The sequence below is a fragment of the Arcticibacter tournemirensis genome (genome assembly GCF_006716645.1).
GTDB lineage: Bacteria > Bacteroidota > Bacteroidia > Sphingobacteriales > Sphingobacteriaceae > Arcticibacter > Arcticibacter tournemirensis.
The window spans coordinates 3,919,841-3,936,321 of the sequence record NZ_VFPL01000001.1; the positions used below are offsets into that span (position 1 = coordinate 3,919,841).

Sequence of the window (16,481 nt, forward strand, 5' to 3'; positions counted from 1 at the left end):
ATGAAACAGTATATAAAAACTATCATATCTTGCTTTATCGTTTGGGTATGTATTGGCCTTTCGTCCTGCGAGAAATACCTCGACAAGGATCCAGAAACCAATATTTCCGAGAAGGAAGCATTTAAAAATTTTACGAATTTTCAGGGCTTTACAGAAGAATTATACAATTGTATAGTCAACTTCAGTAATAATTACTGGACCAACTCATGGAATTGGGGCGAAGACGAAATAACCTCAACCGCCGGTAACTTTCATTTTATCCATAAAATAGATGATGGCAATTTCTGGGGCTGGCAGTCTGAATTTGATGGATGGGGCTCCGGCTGGATGAACCAGAGTGATTTTACCACAAGTACAGCACAGGATAACCGATTCAATAAAGACCTTTGGAATGCTGCCTGGTATGGTATCCGTAAAGCCAACATCGGTTTGGCCAACATGGACCTGATGACCGACGCGACACAGGAAGAACGGAATTTGGTAAAGGGTCAGCTTTTATTTTTTCGCGCCTGGTTCCATCACCGCTTAATAGAATATTTCGGAGGCTTACCCTATATCGACACCGTACTGCCCAGCATTGGCGATATCCGGTTACCACGACTCAAATACAGTGAGTGCGCCGACAAAGCCGCTGCCGATTTCAGAGCCGCTGCTGATCTTTTACCTGTAAATTGGGATGAAACCGCTCCAGGGAAAAGAACCCTGGGTAAAAACCAATTGCGCATCAACAAAATAATGGCCCTCGCCTATTTAGGTAAAAATTACCTGTGGGCAGGTAGTCCCCTGATGAACTACGAATCCACCGGAAGCAAAACCTATAACGTTGAGTATTGTAAGAAGGCAGCGGCGGCTTTCGGTGAGCTCTTAAGCCTCACAGAAAGCGGCGCTACGCAGTATAGTCTGGTTACTTTTCCGAACTATTACAAAAACTTCTATACTATAGGTGAAGGCTGGGCTCTTCCAGGTAGTACCGAAGCGATTTTCAGAGGACCTTATTATTCTGCAAACAATTCTAACTGGGGAACCAGTAAGCAATACACTCCGGTTGTGGTTTCCGAAGGTGATCTTAAGTTTGTGCCAACAGCGAACTACGTAGACAACTACGGGATGAAAAACGGCCTTCCCATACCCGACATCACGAAAGCAGACGCAGAATCGGGTTACGATCCGCAATTCCCCTGGAAAGACCGTGATCCCCGTTTCTATAATGATATTGTCTTCGACGGTGTAAAGTTCGTGCAGGGAGCAATTCCCAATGCTGATGAACAACCCAATCGATATGCCAATCTATTTACCGGTGGTAGCTATAGGGATGTAGGTACAGGCAGCCGTACTGGCTATGTACTTCGCAAATTCGTCCCCACTACCGCTAATAAATACGATAACGCTTATAGTTGGGGCAATAACCTCCATATTTATGTACCCTATCTGCGTCTTGCAGATGTATATCTGATGTACGCTGAATCAGCTTTGATGGGATTCAACTCACCGAACGGTAAAGATCCGAAATTCAGTAAAACAGCTGTAGAAGCCATCAACGTAATCAGGGCAAGAGCGGGAGCTGCTTTGGTAAACGCAAAGTTCCTCGGTTCTGTTGATGCTTTTCTGGGAGAAGTAAGAAGAGAGAGAGCGGTTGAACTTTCTTTTGAAGGACACCGTTTTAACGATCTCAGAAGATGGCGTCTATTGATTGAAAAACCATACACTTTGAAAAAATCTGTCGAATTTGACCGGACAGGCACATTCAGCACAACAGACGCCAGTCAAAACAAAGTCGCCAATTTAAGGGAAACTGTGATTCTGGAAAGAAAATTCTCTGAGAAACATTATTGGTTACCGCTCAAGAATGTGGATGTTAACATGTATGTAGAATTTCCACAAAATCCCGGATGGTAAAAGCTGTTAAATATCAAAAGAGACAAAAATGAAGTCAATAAAAATAGGAATAGCACTATGCCTCACCGTCGCAATGGGTTCGCCCGCATTGACTTCGGAAAAGGCTGCTTTCAAAATAAGTAATAAATCAAGTGCCAGGACAAAACAGAGCACAACAATACCGAAGTCCCCACAACAGGATTCGGTTGTTTTGCAGGACGATAAAGACTCTCTTGTACAGGTAGCGTTCAAAAGGGTTAACAAAGCTGATCTGCTGGGAGGCGTTTCGGTAGTCAACGTTTCAAGGTTAATGGAAAAAAACTATGCAACATATAGCTTGGAAAACCTCGAAGCTCTAGCTCCGGGTTTCCATGGAAATATTTGGGGAAACAGCAGTTATCTGGTATTAGTGGACGGCTTTCCAAGAGATGCTAATAACGTGTTGCCTACCGAGATTGACCAGATTACGGTAATGAAAGGCATTGGAGCAGTTGCCCTCTACGGAAGCAGGGCAGCCAAGGGTGTTGTTTATATTACCACTAAAAGAGGTGGAAGTTACGCACAAAAAGTCAATGTCAGGGCTAATGCGGGGATAAATACTCCTAAAGCATATCCTGAATATCTCGGATCGGCAGAATACATGACCTTGTACAACGAAGCCCGCAGAAACGACGGTTTGACTGATTTATACAGCACCGCAGCCATTTACAACCACGCGTCGGGATCTAACCCATTCCGGTATCCCAATATCGATTTTTATTCCTCTGAATATCTAAGCGACAGTTATAACCGTTACGATCTGACTACAGAGATATCCGGAGGGAATGAGACAGCCAGATACTATACTAACATAGGTTATTGGTCAAATGGATCTCTGTTGAATTTTGGAGAAGCTGCCGGGAATAATCGTTCCAACAGGTTCAATCTGCGCGGAAATATCGATGTAAAATTGAACAGGGTAATCAAGTTAAATGTTGATGCATCTGCCAGTTTTTATACGGGGAAAGGGGTTAACACAGATTACTGGGGAAACTCTGCCACCGTTCGCCCTAACCGGTTTTCTCCTCTTATTCCAATCAGTATGCTTGAAAACGGTGATGACCCGTCTCAGATTTATGTGAATAACAGTAACTACGTCATTGATGGAAAATACTTGCTGGGTGGAACGCAGCTGGATCAAACCAATGTTTTCGCGAGTATTTATGCCGGGGGATCAAACAAGAATATAAACCGCCAGTTTCAGTTCAACACCGGAGTAGATTTCGACCTGAGTGGGTTACTGCAAGGTTTAGCTTTTAAATCGACTTTAGCTATCGATTATCTGACATCCTTTACTCAGGCATATAACAATAATTATGCTGTTTATGAGGCTGGCTGGAACAATTATGCAGGTTACGATCAAATCAGCGGACTTACAAAATACGGCGACGATTCGAAAACAGGCGCAGAGAATATCAGTAGCAGTTATTATCGTCAGAACATAGCGTTTTCAGGGCAGTTTAATTATAACCGTACTTTTGGTAAAAACCATAACGTCTCGGGGACATTGCTCGGGTATGGCTTCCATATTGGAGAATCGGAGGTCTATCATAAAACGAACAATGCTAACCTTGGGCTACAGTTAGCGTACAATTTCGCTCAGAAATATTACGCTGATTTCAGCAGCGCATATATTTACTCGGCAAAACTGCCTGAAGGAAACAGGGCTGCATTCTCGCCCACACTAAGCATAGGGTGGAGAATTAGCGAAGAGAATTTCCTTAAAGATGTTTCAGCAATTGACAACCTGAAGATTACTGCATCAGCGGGTATTTTAAATACCGACCTGGATATATCAACCTATTATCTGTATCAGGGATATTATACCTATAATAATGCAGCATGGTACAGCTGGAAAGACGGACAATTGGTGCACAGTTTTGACAGAAGAAGGGGCAATAACTTCGATATGACTTTTCCCCAGAGAAGGGAAATCAACTTTGGTATTGAAGGATCTCTATTGAACGACTTTATCGGGTTCAGCGGAAATGCCTTTTTCAGTCAAACGAAAGGTAATATCGTACAACCGACATCCCTTTATCCAATATATCTCTCAACAGGATGGCCGGTTTACTCTGATATTCCTTATGTAAACTATGACAACGACCAGCGCAGAGGATTTGATTTCAGCCTGAACTTCAACAAACAACTGGGCAAAGTGGGCTGGACTCTTGGCTTTAATGGTACATATTATCAAACTGAAGCGAGCAGCAGGGCCTCAGACAGTCAATATGAATATGATTACCAACGGAGAACAGGAAGACCACTCGACGCAATTTTCGGATTGCGAAGCGACGGCTTCTTTATGGACGAAACAGACATAGCCAATTCTCCAGATCAATCCACCCTTGCTTCCGGAGGAGTGAAACCGGGCGACATTAAATACAAAGATCAGAATAGCGATGGTATCGTCGACACGCGTGATGAAGTTTATTTAGGAAGAGGAGGCTGGTCTGGTGCGCCGTTAACGCTGGGCGTAAATCTAACAGCTAAATGGAAAAACCTTACCTTTTTTGCGCTGGGTGCCGGACGGTTCGGAGCAAAGGCCATGAAAAACACGAATAGTTATGGCAACTACTTTTGGGTAGATGGTCAGGATAAATATTCTGAAGTTGTCCGGGGACGATGGACGGAAGAAACTAAAGACGTTGCTACTTTTCCGAGGCTCACAACAGGAACCAGTGACAACAACTATCGTGATTCTGATTTCTGGCTTTTCAGTACCGACAGGTTCGACCTGGCAAAAGTGCAGGTATCCTACCAGTTTCCTGCCCGCATGTTGGGCAAGGGATTTATAAAGGAATTTGGAGCTTATGTCAATGGGTTTAATCTCCTTACAATAGCTAAAGAGAGAGATATTCTTGAACTCAACGTAGGCTCGGCCCCGCAAACCAGGTTCTATAATCTTGGTGTAAAGGCACTATTTTAAATAGAGGTTGGTAATTTAAATTATTAAAACATGAGAAAAATATTATTAATCTGTATCTCGATGGCCGTTCTGTTCTGCAGTTGCGAGGAAATGTTCGAACCTGCGATAGAGAATAACCTCGAACTCGAAAATGCATTCAAAGATGCAACGTATGCGCAGGGCTTGTTACTTAACGGATATACAAGACTCCCCACAAATTCCTATTCTTTTAATGATGTGGCTACTGATGATGCCGTAACAAACGACAGGAACAGCGGATTTCTTAGAATGGCGACGGGCCAATGGACTGCAATGAATAATCCCGTAGATCAATGGAGAAACAGCCGGTCGGCAATTCAATATCTAAACCAATTTTTTGCTGTAACGGATAGTGTAGCATGGGCTATAGATCCCATCATCAGCAAAATGTTTAACGACCGGATGAAGGGCGAAGCCTATGGTCTCAGAGCATTATTTATATTCTATCTTCTTCAGTGCCATGGAGGCAAGGCAGCAAACGGCGAATTGCTGGGCGTTCCCATATTATTGCAGCATGAAACATTAACCTCCGATTTCAATCAGCCCAGGGCAACTTTTGATGACTGTCTCAACCAGTTGTATGCAGATCTCGATAGTGCCGAGGAATTGCTGCCCCTGGATTACTCCGACTCCTCACCTGTCCCTTCAAAATACAGTAATGTAAGCGCAGACAATTACCATCGTGTCTTCGGCGGCAGTTTTATCGGACGTATGACCGGCCGGATCGCAAAAGGTATCAGGGTGAGGGCAGCATTACTGGCGGCAAGTCCGGCTTATAACACCGGAGATGTAGCCAAGTGGGAAAAAGCAGCCAATCTGGCGGCGCAGGTTATTGACCTGAAAGGCGGAATAACCGATCTTACGAATAAAGATCTGGAGTGGTATAACAATAGTACTGGTGGAATCGACGGGCTGGCAGCAGGAGCTAACCCTACTGAAATATTATGGCGGGGAAATATAGGTACAAGTAACGACCTTGAAAGAAATCACTTCCCTCCTACTTTAAATGGCAGCGGCCGGTTAAATCCAACACAAAACCTGGTTAATGCTTTCCCAATGATCAATGGATATCCTATTTCTGATGTAGCAAACAGCGGCTATAATGCTGCCGCCCCCTATACCAATCGCGATCCCCGGTTGAGGCTCTACATTCTGGTGAATGGTGCTACTGCCGGAACATCCAGTACAGCAATCAATACTTCTGAAGATGGCACGACAAATGACGGATTGAATAAAGTGGAGACCTCTACCCGTACCGGCTATTACCTCAGAAAGTTATTGAGACAGGACGTCAATCTTAATCCGTCATCAACCACTACTCAGAAGCATTATACCCCCCATATCAGGTATACCGAAATATATCTCGCCTACGCAGAAGCTGCTAATGAAGCCTGGGGGCCCCTGGAAACTGGTGGCAATGCTTATTCAGCGTACAGTGTAATCAAAGCGATCCGGACCAGGGCAGGCATAGGAGTTTCAAATGGAGACCCTTATTTAGAGTCGGTTAAAAACGACAAAAATGCCATGAGACAGCTAATCCGGAATGAGAGAAGGCTGGAATTATGCTTTGAGGGCTTCCGTTTCTGGGATTTGCGCAGATGGAATGCCGATCTGAATGAAACGGCAAAAGGTATGCGTATTTCTGCCGGCAATTATTCAATAATTGATGTAGAAAACAGGGCTTATCAGCCCTACATGATCTACGGACCTGTTCCTTACAGCGAAGTCTTGAAATACAACAAGCTCGTTCAAAATGCAGGATGGTAATAATTACGGTATAAAATGCGAAAAGATTAAAATCACAAGAAAATGAAAAAGATATTATATACGATACTGGCGGCTTCGGTTTGCTTAAGCTCCTGCGAAAACGATGACTGGGAATTTGACGATTACGAGTTTCAGTCGGTATACTTTGCTTACCAGGGGCCCGTCAGGACCATCACTCTTGGTGAAGACGTTTTTGACACCTCGCTGGATAACGAGCATAAATGTGAAATCATGGCTACAACGGGTGGCGTTTATGAAAATAAAAGCGACGTAACTATCGGCATTCGTGTAGATAATTCGATCGCTGCCAATATGGAATTCAATACGGGTGGTGATATTATCGCTATGCCTTCAAATTATTATAATCTTGCTTCCGACAAAATTGTGATTTCCAAAGGGCAAATTACAGGTGGCGTACAGGTACAATTAACCGACGCTTTCTTTGGAGATCCACTTTCATTAAAGAACACCTATGTAATTCCCTTGAAAATGACTAACGTAGTGAATGCTGATTCTATGCTGGCAGGCAAAAGTTATGTATTGTACGCCGTTAAATATATCAATATGTGGCATGGGAATTATCTTCGGAGAGGTAAAGACGTGCAAACGGGAAAAAATGGAAATACATCTCTGAATAAAACTATTGTAAGACATAAACAATACGTAGAATCGGACGAAGTCTCTTCCGTGAGTACGCGATCCTTAACTGTTGCCGAATTTCCCGTGATCTTTAAGGATCAGAATAATCAGAATATCACCTGCAAATTGCTTTTGAATTTTGATGGCTCGGGAAATTGTACAATTACTAACGGCGACAATACCTTCACAGCGACAGGAAACGGAAAATTTGTAAAGAAAGGAGAAAAGAACAGTTGGGGGGCTAAAGACAGGGATGCTCTTTATCTCAATTATGAAATTGATCTAACAGACAGGCATGTTTCCTCGACGGATACTTTAGTAGCGCGGGACCGCGGGGTTAAGATGGAAACCTTTACTCCTGTAAGCAAATAGTTTTAAGCTTAAAAAATGGAAGATGAAAAATTTGTATAAAATAGCATTAAGCCTTACCCTTTCTATGATAATGGCTTCCTGCGCCAAGCATGAATTACGTGACTTTTATGTAGAAAAACCCGCGAGCTTTTCTAACCAGGAGATCATAGATGCTTATCAGCCTTTAAAAACGTATCTGAAAGAAGAAACCCTTTCTAATTTCAAATTTGGAGTAGCTCTCTCTCTTTCAGAATATGTTAGTAAAGGCGTAAAAAATCGACTGGCAAATTCCAATTTCAATGAGATTGTACTCGGCTATGAAATGAAGCACGGTGCTGTGGTCCAAGCCGATGGTAAATTGGACCTGATAAACGTAAAGACCTTGCTGGCAACAGCAAAGAGCGCCGGCATTTCGGTTTATGGGCACACGCTCTGCTGGCATGCCAACCAAAATGCCACTTATTTAAACAGTATAATTGCACCGACAGTCATTCCCGGACAAGGTCCTGCGCTGGAAGAGAACTTAATAGCAAACAGCAATTTTGAGACGGGCAATACTTCTAACTGGGGAGGCTGGGGAAACTCGTCCCAAAGAGGTATCAGCGCAAATGGCCAGGGTTACGGGGCTACAGGATACTGCATGTACATGACAAACCCCTCAGTAGTTAATCCGTGGGAGGCTCAAACGGCGTATGATTTTGGCACGCCCTTTCAAAATGGATCAACTTACAAACTTAAGTTCTATGTTAAAGGTACCGTAGCGGGTGCTGCTTCGGCGGCAATGCAGAATCCGGTAAATTATAGCGGTGATGATTTTGGGTCATTTGAAGTTACTACAGACTGGAAGCTCGTGGAACTTGAAAAGAAGACCACCACGGGTGACAGAAAGAGATTTCTTTTTAGTTTTGGAGGATACAAAGGAACCATCTACATAGATAACATATCTCTCCAGCGTGTTAATCCGAATTCAGGCGAGATAGTAAAAACACCGGAAGAAAAGAAAACAATTATCACAGGTGCCCTAAGGCAATTTATTTCCGGCATGGTTGATACATGTAAATTCTATGTAAAGGCATGGGATGTAGTAAACGAACCCATGGATGATGGCCGTCCGGCCGAACTAAAAACAGGTTTAGGAAAGACTCTCGCCGCTGATGAATTTTATTGGCAGGATTACATGGGTAAAGACTATGCTGTAGAAGCTTTTAAAACGGCCCGGGAACATGGAAATGCCGGCGATAAATTATTCATCAACGATTATAACCTGGAATATAGTTTAGATAAATGCCGGGGCCTGATTGCTTATGTAGAATATATAGAAAGTAAAGGCGCACGGGTAGATGGCATAGGTACACAGATGCATATCGATATCAACAGCGACAAAGATAAAATTGTGCAGATGTTTACGATGCTGGCTGCAACCGGAAAATTAATTAAGATCTCCGAACTGGATATCGGCCTGGGCAACAACACAAAAACAACTAATGCAACTGCAGAACAGTATGAAGCTCAGAAAGTGATGTACAAATACATTATCGATAAATATTTTGAGATCATTCCGGCAAATCAGCGTTACGGGATCACGATCTGGAGTCCAACCGACAGCCCTGCAAGCTCAAGCTGGCGGGCAGGCGAGCCAATCGGACTTTGGACCGAAGGGTATACCCGTAAACCTGCTTATGTAGGCGTAGCCGAAGCATTAAAGGGTAAATAGTTATATTTTCAGATCAAACACAGGGAGTTGTCTCACCGCGCTCCCTGTGTTGAACATACAGGCTCTGTCAAACACCAATTATAAGCTATCACGGTATGAAGATTGTTTCTCAGTTTTTTGAACTGCTTCTTGTCCTGGCTGCTTCAAATAACCATCTTTCTGCACAAATACGTGATGATAGCGTTTTCGTCTCCGGAATTGTCCAAAAAATAACACGTACATACATTGAACAGTTGAATACCGAAGCACCCATCTACAATGGAAAAATGTACCGGCCTGTATTCAACCTGAATGATGGCGGACATACCTTGTTCCAGAGTAACCAGTACACCAAAGGTACAATAGTTTATAACGGACATATTTATCAGGATGTAAACCTGATGTACGATATGGTAAAGGACCAACTGGTGCTTCTGAATTTTGATCAGGTGGGCGGCATTGTGATTTGGCCTCAATATGTAGATGCGTTTTCTTTGCACCAGCATACTTTCATCAACATTCGTCCCGATTCCACAACACAAAAGAGCATCGCCCCGGGATACTACGACTTACTGTATCAGGGAAAGACAAGCCTTCTGGCAAAAAGGATAAAAGAACTCATCGAAACGCCAAATCAAAACGCGGTAAAAAGGACCGTTTCACAACAGAATAAATATTATTTGCTAAACCACTCGGGCTATACTCTTATCAAGGGCAAAAAAGATCTGCTCAGATTATTGAGCCGGACACGCAATGAAAATCTGCAATATATTAAGACAGAGCGCCTGAACTTTAAAAAAGAGCTGGAGCGTTCAATGATAAAATTGCTGAGTTATCACGACTCTATCCTCTGACAGCATGAAGAGTTTCTGTATTCTTATAACATTACTTACATTATACGCTGCAGACCTTAAGGCGCAGGAAGACAACCGCGATATCGTAGTACATCTCAACCATGACACTTTTCAGGAACTGGTAAGGCAAATCGAATCTCAAACTTCTTATAAAGTTTACTACGACGATCCCGGCTTTGATAGTTTAAAAACGACATTGAATATTAAATATCCTTCCCTGAGCCGTGTTCTTGATACAGCTCTTTCAGGTTCCGGTTGTCATTATGCCATATTTGAACAGGCTGTTTTTATTACAAAAAACAAACAGATAGTGACATCTTTACCTTCTCAGTTCTCAGGAAAACACTCAAGCCCAATTGCTCGTGAAGCTCTGCAGTTCGCGGACGAACCCTCTGCAAAGAGTATCGCGATGCCTGCCACATTAGAAAACAAATTATATCCCATTGGCAGCAATACCAATCCCGGCAGGTCTACCGCAACCATCGCAGGATATATCAGAAATGCGGAGACCGGAGAACCGGTAAGCGGCGTTGCAATTTTCATTAATAACCCAAAAATTGGTACACTAACCGATGTTTTTGGATTTTACTCGCTCACCTTACCGAAAGGAAGACATGAACTAAATATCACAGCCGTCGGCTTAAAAGATACACGAAGGCAGGTGTTGTTGAATGGCAATGGTAAATTAGATGTCAGTGTATACGATCAGCCTTTTTCATTAAAGGAAGTAGTGATTACCTCTGACAAAACTTCAAATATCCGGCGCACCGCAATGGGAGTCGAGAAACTTGATATTAAAACCATCAAACAAATTCCTGCTGTCTTTGGAGAAGCAGATGTCCTGAGAGTGGTGCTCACCTTGCCAGGAGTGAAGTCAGTTGGTGAATCAAGCACCGGATTTAACGTACGCGGAGGATCAACCGACCAGAACCTTATTCTTTTCGACGAAGCAACCATCTTTAATCCCTCTCATTTTTTTGGCTTTTTCTCGGCCATTAATCCCGAAGTGATCAAGGACGTCCAGCTATACAAGAGCAGCATACCCGCTAAATATGGCGGAAGACTTTCTTCGGTGCTCGAGCTAACCGGCAGAGAAGGCAATAAAAAAGAATTTACAGGGACCGCAGGTATCGGACTGATCACCAGCAGGCTAAATATTGAAGGACCGCTGATTAAAGATAAAACGTCTTTCATTTTAGGTGGCAGAACTACTTATTCAAACTGGATCCTGAACCTTTTGCCTGATAATGCGGATTACCATGGTGCAAAAGCAAGTTTCTATGATGTCAATCTCCATATTAGCCACCAGCAAAACGAAAAAAATAGATTTTATGCCACAGGATATTTTAGCAATGATAAATCTAACCTGGCTACAGATACCACTTTTCAATACAGCAATCAAAACTTCGCATTAAGCTGGAAACATACACTTAATAATAAGCTATATGGTGTTTTGTCCGGCGGGTATGACCGGTATAGCTACGATAACTATAGCAACTACAAGGACGATGTTGACTACCGCTTAAAGTTCAGCATAGGACAGATGCATTTAAAAACGAATTTTAACTATTATCCAAATGCCAGGTGGAATATCCTTTTTGGGGCAACTACTATCTACTACAAAAACAAACCCGGATCACTGGAACCCTATAGTGATCTTTCTTTGGTTATCGCGGATGTCCTGCCACAGGAACAAGCTCTTGAAAGCGCGGTTTTTGCCGATCAGCAGTATGACCTCACAAAAGCTCTTACCCTAAACGCAGGTCTTCGTTATTCCTTTTACAACTACCTCGGGCCTGTGTCGGTAAGTAAGTATGCAGAAAACTTAACCAGAAACGATGCCAATATAGAGCCAGTCGATCATTATAAAAGCGGGAAAATCGTAAAAACCTATCATGGCCCCGAATACCGGTTAGGAGTAAGAGCCGCGATAAGCCCTGATCTTTCAATAAAGGCCAGTTACAATACTCAGAGGCAATATATCCACATGCTCTCCAATACAACGTCTCTCTCCCCTACTGATGTATGGAAACTCAGTGATTGGAATATCACGCCGCAGCTTGGCAGGCAGTTTTCCCTGGGCCTCTACAGAAACTTTCTGTCCAACACAATCGAAACATCGGTAGAAGGGTATTATAAAAAGATAGAGGATTTTCTGGATTACAAAAGCGGCGCTGTGCTGATCCTTAACCATAAGATAGAACAGGATGTTTTGCCCACCCAAGGCAAAGCCTATGGCATGGAAGTCATGATAAAGAAACTTTCAGGCAAACTAAACGGTTGGCTAAGCTATACCTATTCACGCACATTACTAAAGACCGCAGATTCAAATGGTACGAGTTCAATCAACGGAGGCGCATACTATCCTGCAAACTACGATAAACCCCATGATTTCACCCTTATAGGAAACTACCGTTTCTCTCACCGGGTGAGCTTTTCTTTGAATCTAACCTACAGTACAGGAAGACCTATTACGCTTCCGGTAGGAAAATATTACTATGCAGGAGGACAAAGGTTGCTGTATTCCGATCGGAACCAGTACCGTATCCCGGATTATTTTCGCTCAGATATATCATTTAACGTTTTAGGTAATCACAAAAAAAGGCAATTTGCCCATAACTCGTGGACGTTTGGAGTATATAACCTAACAGGAAAAAAAAATGTATTCTCAGCTTATTTTGCCAGTGAAAATAAGATTATCAATGGTTATCAGCTCTCTGTTTTCGGCACAGCTATTCCTTTTATAAACTATAACATCCGTATCAAATGAGTAAGCTTGTGAATAAACCGGCCATCTTTTTGCTATTTGTCATTTTAGTGACCTATGCTTGTAAAGATCCCTTTACGCCCGGCGTCGATGCTCAATACAAGAACCTGCTGGTTGCTGAGGGCTTCATCAATATTGGAGGCGAAACCACCATACAGCTGAGCCGTACAGGCGATCTGAACGACTGGCAATCTCTAATTCCTGAAAAAGACGCCGTGGTGACCATAGAAGGCGACCATGGAACACAATTAAGCGGCACTTCCGATTCGAATGGCAGATGCGTTCTGTCAACCCGCGGCCTTGATCTTTCGGAGCGTTACCTTTTGAAGATCATCACTGACGGAAAGACCTATCAGACAAGCTATCTCGAAAACAAGAAAAGCCCTGAAATAGACAGCGTCAACTTCAGGATAGAAAATAAAGGTTTCCGGATTTTTGTAAACACCCACGATGATGCTAACCAGACCAGGTATTACAATTGGGACTATACTGAAACCTGGGAAATCCGCTCTGCCTTTCCTTCGGCTGTTGAATATAAGAGCGGGAAGGTAGTACCAAGGGATCCAAATGTCAATATCCAGTATTGCTGGGCATCAAACCGTTCTTCAGCCATCCTCCTGGGGAGTTCTGAACGTCTTAAGGAAGACAGGCTAACCATGATCCCTGTCAACCATGTACCGGGCAACTCTGTCAAAGTGGTTTATATGTATAGCATTTTGGCGAGGCAGTATGGGTTGACACGCGAAGCCTATCAGTATTTGGAAATTATGAAGAAGAATACAGAACAGATCGGGACTATTTTTGACGCCCAGCCTTCTGAACTAAAGGGGAATGTTATCTGCCTTTCGGATCCTGAAGAACAGACATTAGGATGGATCAGTGCCGGAACAGTTACTGAAAAAAGACTTTTTATCAGCTATAAGAATAAACCCCCGGGTGGAGCTGGCGAGGACTGGTTGTATATACAACGTTGTGAGCCTTTTGTAAGTCCTAAAGACAGTTTGCTTTACTATATCAATGCACGCAACCTGATCATTTCTGAAAACATTTTTCCGCAACCTGGTGGCAACGTCTGGATCAATTACACTATGGCGCGGGAAGAATGTATCGATTGCCGCTTGCGGGGCTCAAATATAAAACCCGATTATTGGCCTGAATAAAACCTTACAATGAAAAATATAGCTGTTTTCTTTCTTCTGTTGAATATCTGGCCCGCAAATCGGTGTACTGCTCAGGATATCAGAGAAATTGAAACAAAACTTGAAACCTACCTTCTTAATAATTTTCAGGAGAAGCTATATATGCATACCGATAAAAGTTCGTATCTGGCAGGAGAAAGGATTTGGTTTAAAGTATATTGCGCCGAAGCTTATACCAATCGGCCGGTGGATGTAAGCAAGGTTGCTTATATAGAATTACTGGATAATACCAACAAACCTGTCCTTCAATCCAGGGTAGCATTAAAAGACAGTGGCGGCGAAGGCTCGTTATATACCCCGCTTGATTTATCATCTGGCCTGTATACCATAAGATGTTATACCAGTTGGATGAAAAACTTTGATCCCGATTACTATTTTCATAAAAACATAGTCATTTACAACACTTTAAGAGAAGAATCCTCTTTGGCGAACGAAATAAAAACTAAAAACTCCCGGCACATACAGTTTTTTCCGGAAGGCGGAAATTTAGTCGCAGGCTTAACGAGCAGAGTAGCATTCAGGGCTGTAGACAGCCAGGGCGAAAGTTTCAATTTTGAAGCGGCACTTGTCAATAGCAGAAAAGACACCGTTTTAAAATTCGGCCCATTCGGATCAGAATTAGGCAGTTTCTACTTTAAACCCGAAAACCACGAAACATATAACGTGTGGATCAAGCCAGTTGGAGGACAGGGTTTCAATGCTTCCTTACCTCAAATTTTCGAAAAAGGAGTGGTAATGCTAACCTCCGAAAGCGGAGCTGGCCTGTCGCTTTCTGTACAGAGTACCTTAGATACCCCCGGCAAGCTTACACTTTTCGTTCACTGCGGACAAAAAACAATTTTAGTTGATTCACTTGATCCGGGAAATCAGCGAAAAGGCTTTCAGGTTCCTTTGAACCTGTTAGGAGACGGAATTTCACACTTTACGTTGTTTAATGCTAATGGAGAAGCACTTTGTGAACGCTTGTATTTTAAAAAGCCACAAAACTTACTAAATGTCAGGATAAATACCGATAAGCCCATCTATTCCACCCGGGAGAAAGTACAGCTTGAGATAAGCACAACATTCAAAAGCGTGCCACCCAAAAGCAATTTCTCCGTATCCGTTTACAGCGCCGATTCTCTCCTAACATCAGATGAAGATATTGCTGTTAGCCTCTGGCTCACATCCGAGCTGAAAGGAAGAATAGAGAATGCAGCCTGGTATTTTAACGATGCTCCTGCTGATGCAACAGATCTCTTAATGCTTACTCACGGATGGCGACGTTTTAAATGGGAAGATGTACTGAAAGAAAGAAAAGCGCCGGTAACCTACCTACCTGAAGTGGATGGCCATATTATAAGCGGACGTGTAGTGAACCCCATTTCATCAACCGGGCTAAGCAATAGAACTGGCTTTCTTTCCATCCCTGGCGTGCAAGGCAAGCTTTACACAGCTTCATCAAACGAAGACGGTGATATTCATTTTTACACCTCTGATTTTTACGGAGGCAATGAAATCATTACGCAACCAGATCTCCGTACCGACAGCACGGCGGCAATCGAAATCAGCTCTCCCTATTCAAGCCTGTTTGCTGCTAAAAGAGTCAAAAAATACAATCTTTTCCCCAACCCTAACAACTTACTTAAGAGAAGTGTGGCTATGCAGGTCAATAATGCGTGGCACTCTAAATATCTGAACAATAAAACCGTGATAAACGCTGACGCCCCGTTCTTTTACGTCCGGCCTGAAAAAGTTTACGTCCTGGACAGTTACGTGAGGTTTACTACTATGGAAGAGGTGTTACGTGAGTATGTGCCGGAAATAAACGTTACCATACGCAAGAACAGCTATCATCTGAGAATGCTTGATTCTGAGACAGGAAAATATCACGAAAATGATCCCCTGGTATTGATAGATGGTGTCCCCATATTTGATGAAGGTAATTCGGTGATCAGGATGGATCCCCTTAAAATACAACGCCTGGAAATCGTCACGAGCGCCTATCAATATGGAAAAAGCACCTTTCCCGGGATCCTCAGCATCCATAGTTACAGCGGGCAGCTGGCGGGTTATGCATTACCATCCCGTGCCCTCGCATTTGACTACGACGGACTTCAGCTAAAAAGAGAGTTTTACTCTCCTATGTACGAAAAGGACAGTACAGTACTTTCCCGTACTCCCGACTACAGAACAACCTTATTTTGGAGTGCGAACAATAAAACCAGCAGTGCCGGAACATCAGAATTAAGTTTCTTCACGTCTGACTTAGACGGAAAATACATTATCGAAATACAGGCATTATCAGACGACGGCAAAGCAGGTTCGGCGAGGGCTATTATAAATGTTGTAAAAAAATTAAATTGAACAC

9 protein-coding genes are annotated in these 16,481 nt (G+C 43.0%); all 9 read left to right on the forward strand.

Annotation, left to right across the window (positions count from 1 at the left end; translation table 11 throughout):
• The 9 genes from BDE36_RS16500 (at position 1) to BDE36_RS16540 (ending at position 16,477) form a co-directional block, all read left to right on the forward strand.
• Positions 1-1,896, forward strand: a complete 1,896-nt coding sequence (locus BDE36_RS16500; protein WP_128770602.1) for a RagB/SusD family nutrient uptake outer membrane protein — start codon at positions 1-3, stop codon at positions 1,894-1,896.
• A gap of 28 nt (positions 1,897-1,924) precedes the next feature.
• A complete protein-coding gene (locus BDE36_RS16505; protein WP_141815734.1) occupies positions 1,925-4,843 on the forward strand; it encodes a SusC/RagA family TonB-linked outer membrane protein in 2,919 nt (972 codons plus the stop codon).
• A 30-nt stretch (positions 4,844-4,873) separates the two neighbouring features.
• On the forward strand, positions 4,874-6,628 hold the full coding sequence (locus tag BDE36_RS16510; protein ID WP_141815735.1) for a RagB/SusD family nutrient uptake outer membrane protein: 1,755 nt from the start codon (positions 4,874-4,876) through the stop codon (positions 6,626-6,628).
• Between the two features lie 42 nt (positions 6,629-6,670).
• Entirely contained in the window at positions 6,671-7,639 is a 969-nt protein-coding gene (locus BDE36_RS16515; RefSeq protein ID WP_141815736.1) for a DUF5627 domain-containing protein, read from the forward strand.
• 22 nt (positions 7,640-7,661) lie between these two features.
• Positions 7,662-9,332, forward strand: a complete 1,671-nt coding sequence (locus tag BDE36_RS16520) for an endo-1,4-beta-xylanase (protein WP_141815737.1) — start codon at positions 7,662-7,664, stop codon at positions 9,330-9,332.
• A 95-nt stretch (positions 9,333-9,427) separates the two neighbouring features.
• Complete coding sequence (locus BDE36_RS16525; protein WP_128770607.1) at positions 9,428-10,165, forward strand: hypothetical protein; 738 nt, start codon at positions 9,428-9,430, stop codon at positions 10,163-10,165.
• A 4-nt stretch (positions 10,166-10,169) separates the two neighbouring features.
• Positions 10,170-12,935, forward strand: a complete 2,766-nt coding sequence (locus tag BDE36_RS16530; protein WP_141815738.1) for a TonB-dependent receptor — start codon at positions 10,170-10,172, stop codon at positions 12,933-12,935.
• Positions 12,932-14,092, forward strand: a complete 1,161-nt coding sequence (locus BDE36_RS16535; RefSeq protein ID WP_128770609.1) for a DUF4249 domain-containing protein — start codon at positions 12,932-12,934, stop codon at positions 14,090-14,092. Before BDE36_RS16530 ends, BDE36_RS16535 begins: the two co-directional genes overlap by 4 nt.
• A gap of 9 nt (positions 14,093-14,101) precedes the next feature.
• The gene (locus BDE36_RS16540) at positions 14,102-16,477 is read left to right on the forward strand and encodes a Plug domain-containing protein (RefSeq protein ID WP_141815739.1); all 2,376 of its coding nucleotides are present in this window, start codon (positions 14,102-14,104) and stop codon (positions 16,475-16,477) included.
• The last annotated feature ends 4 nt before the right edge of the window (positions 16,478-16,481 follow it).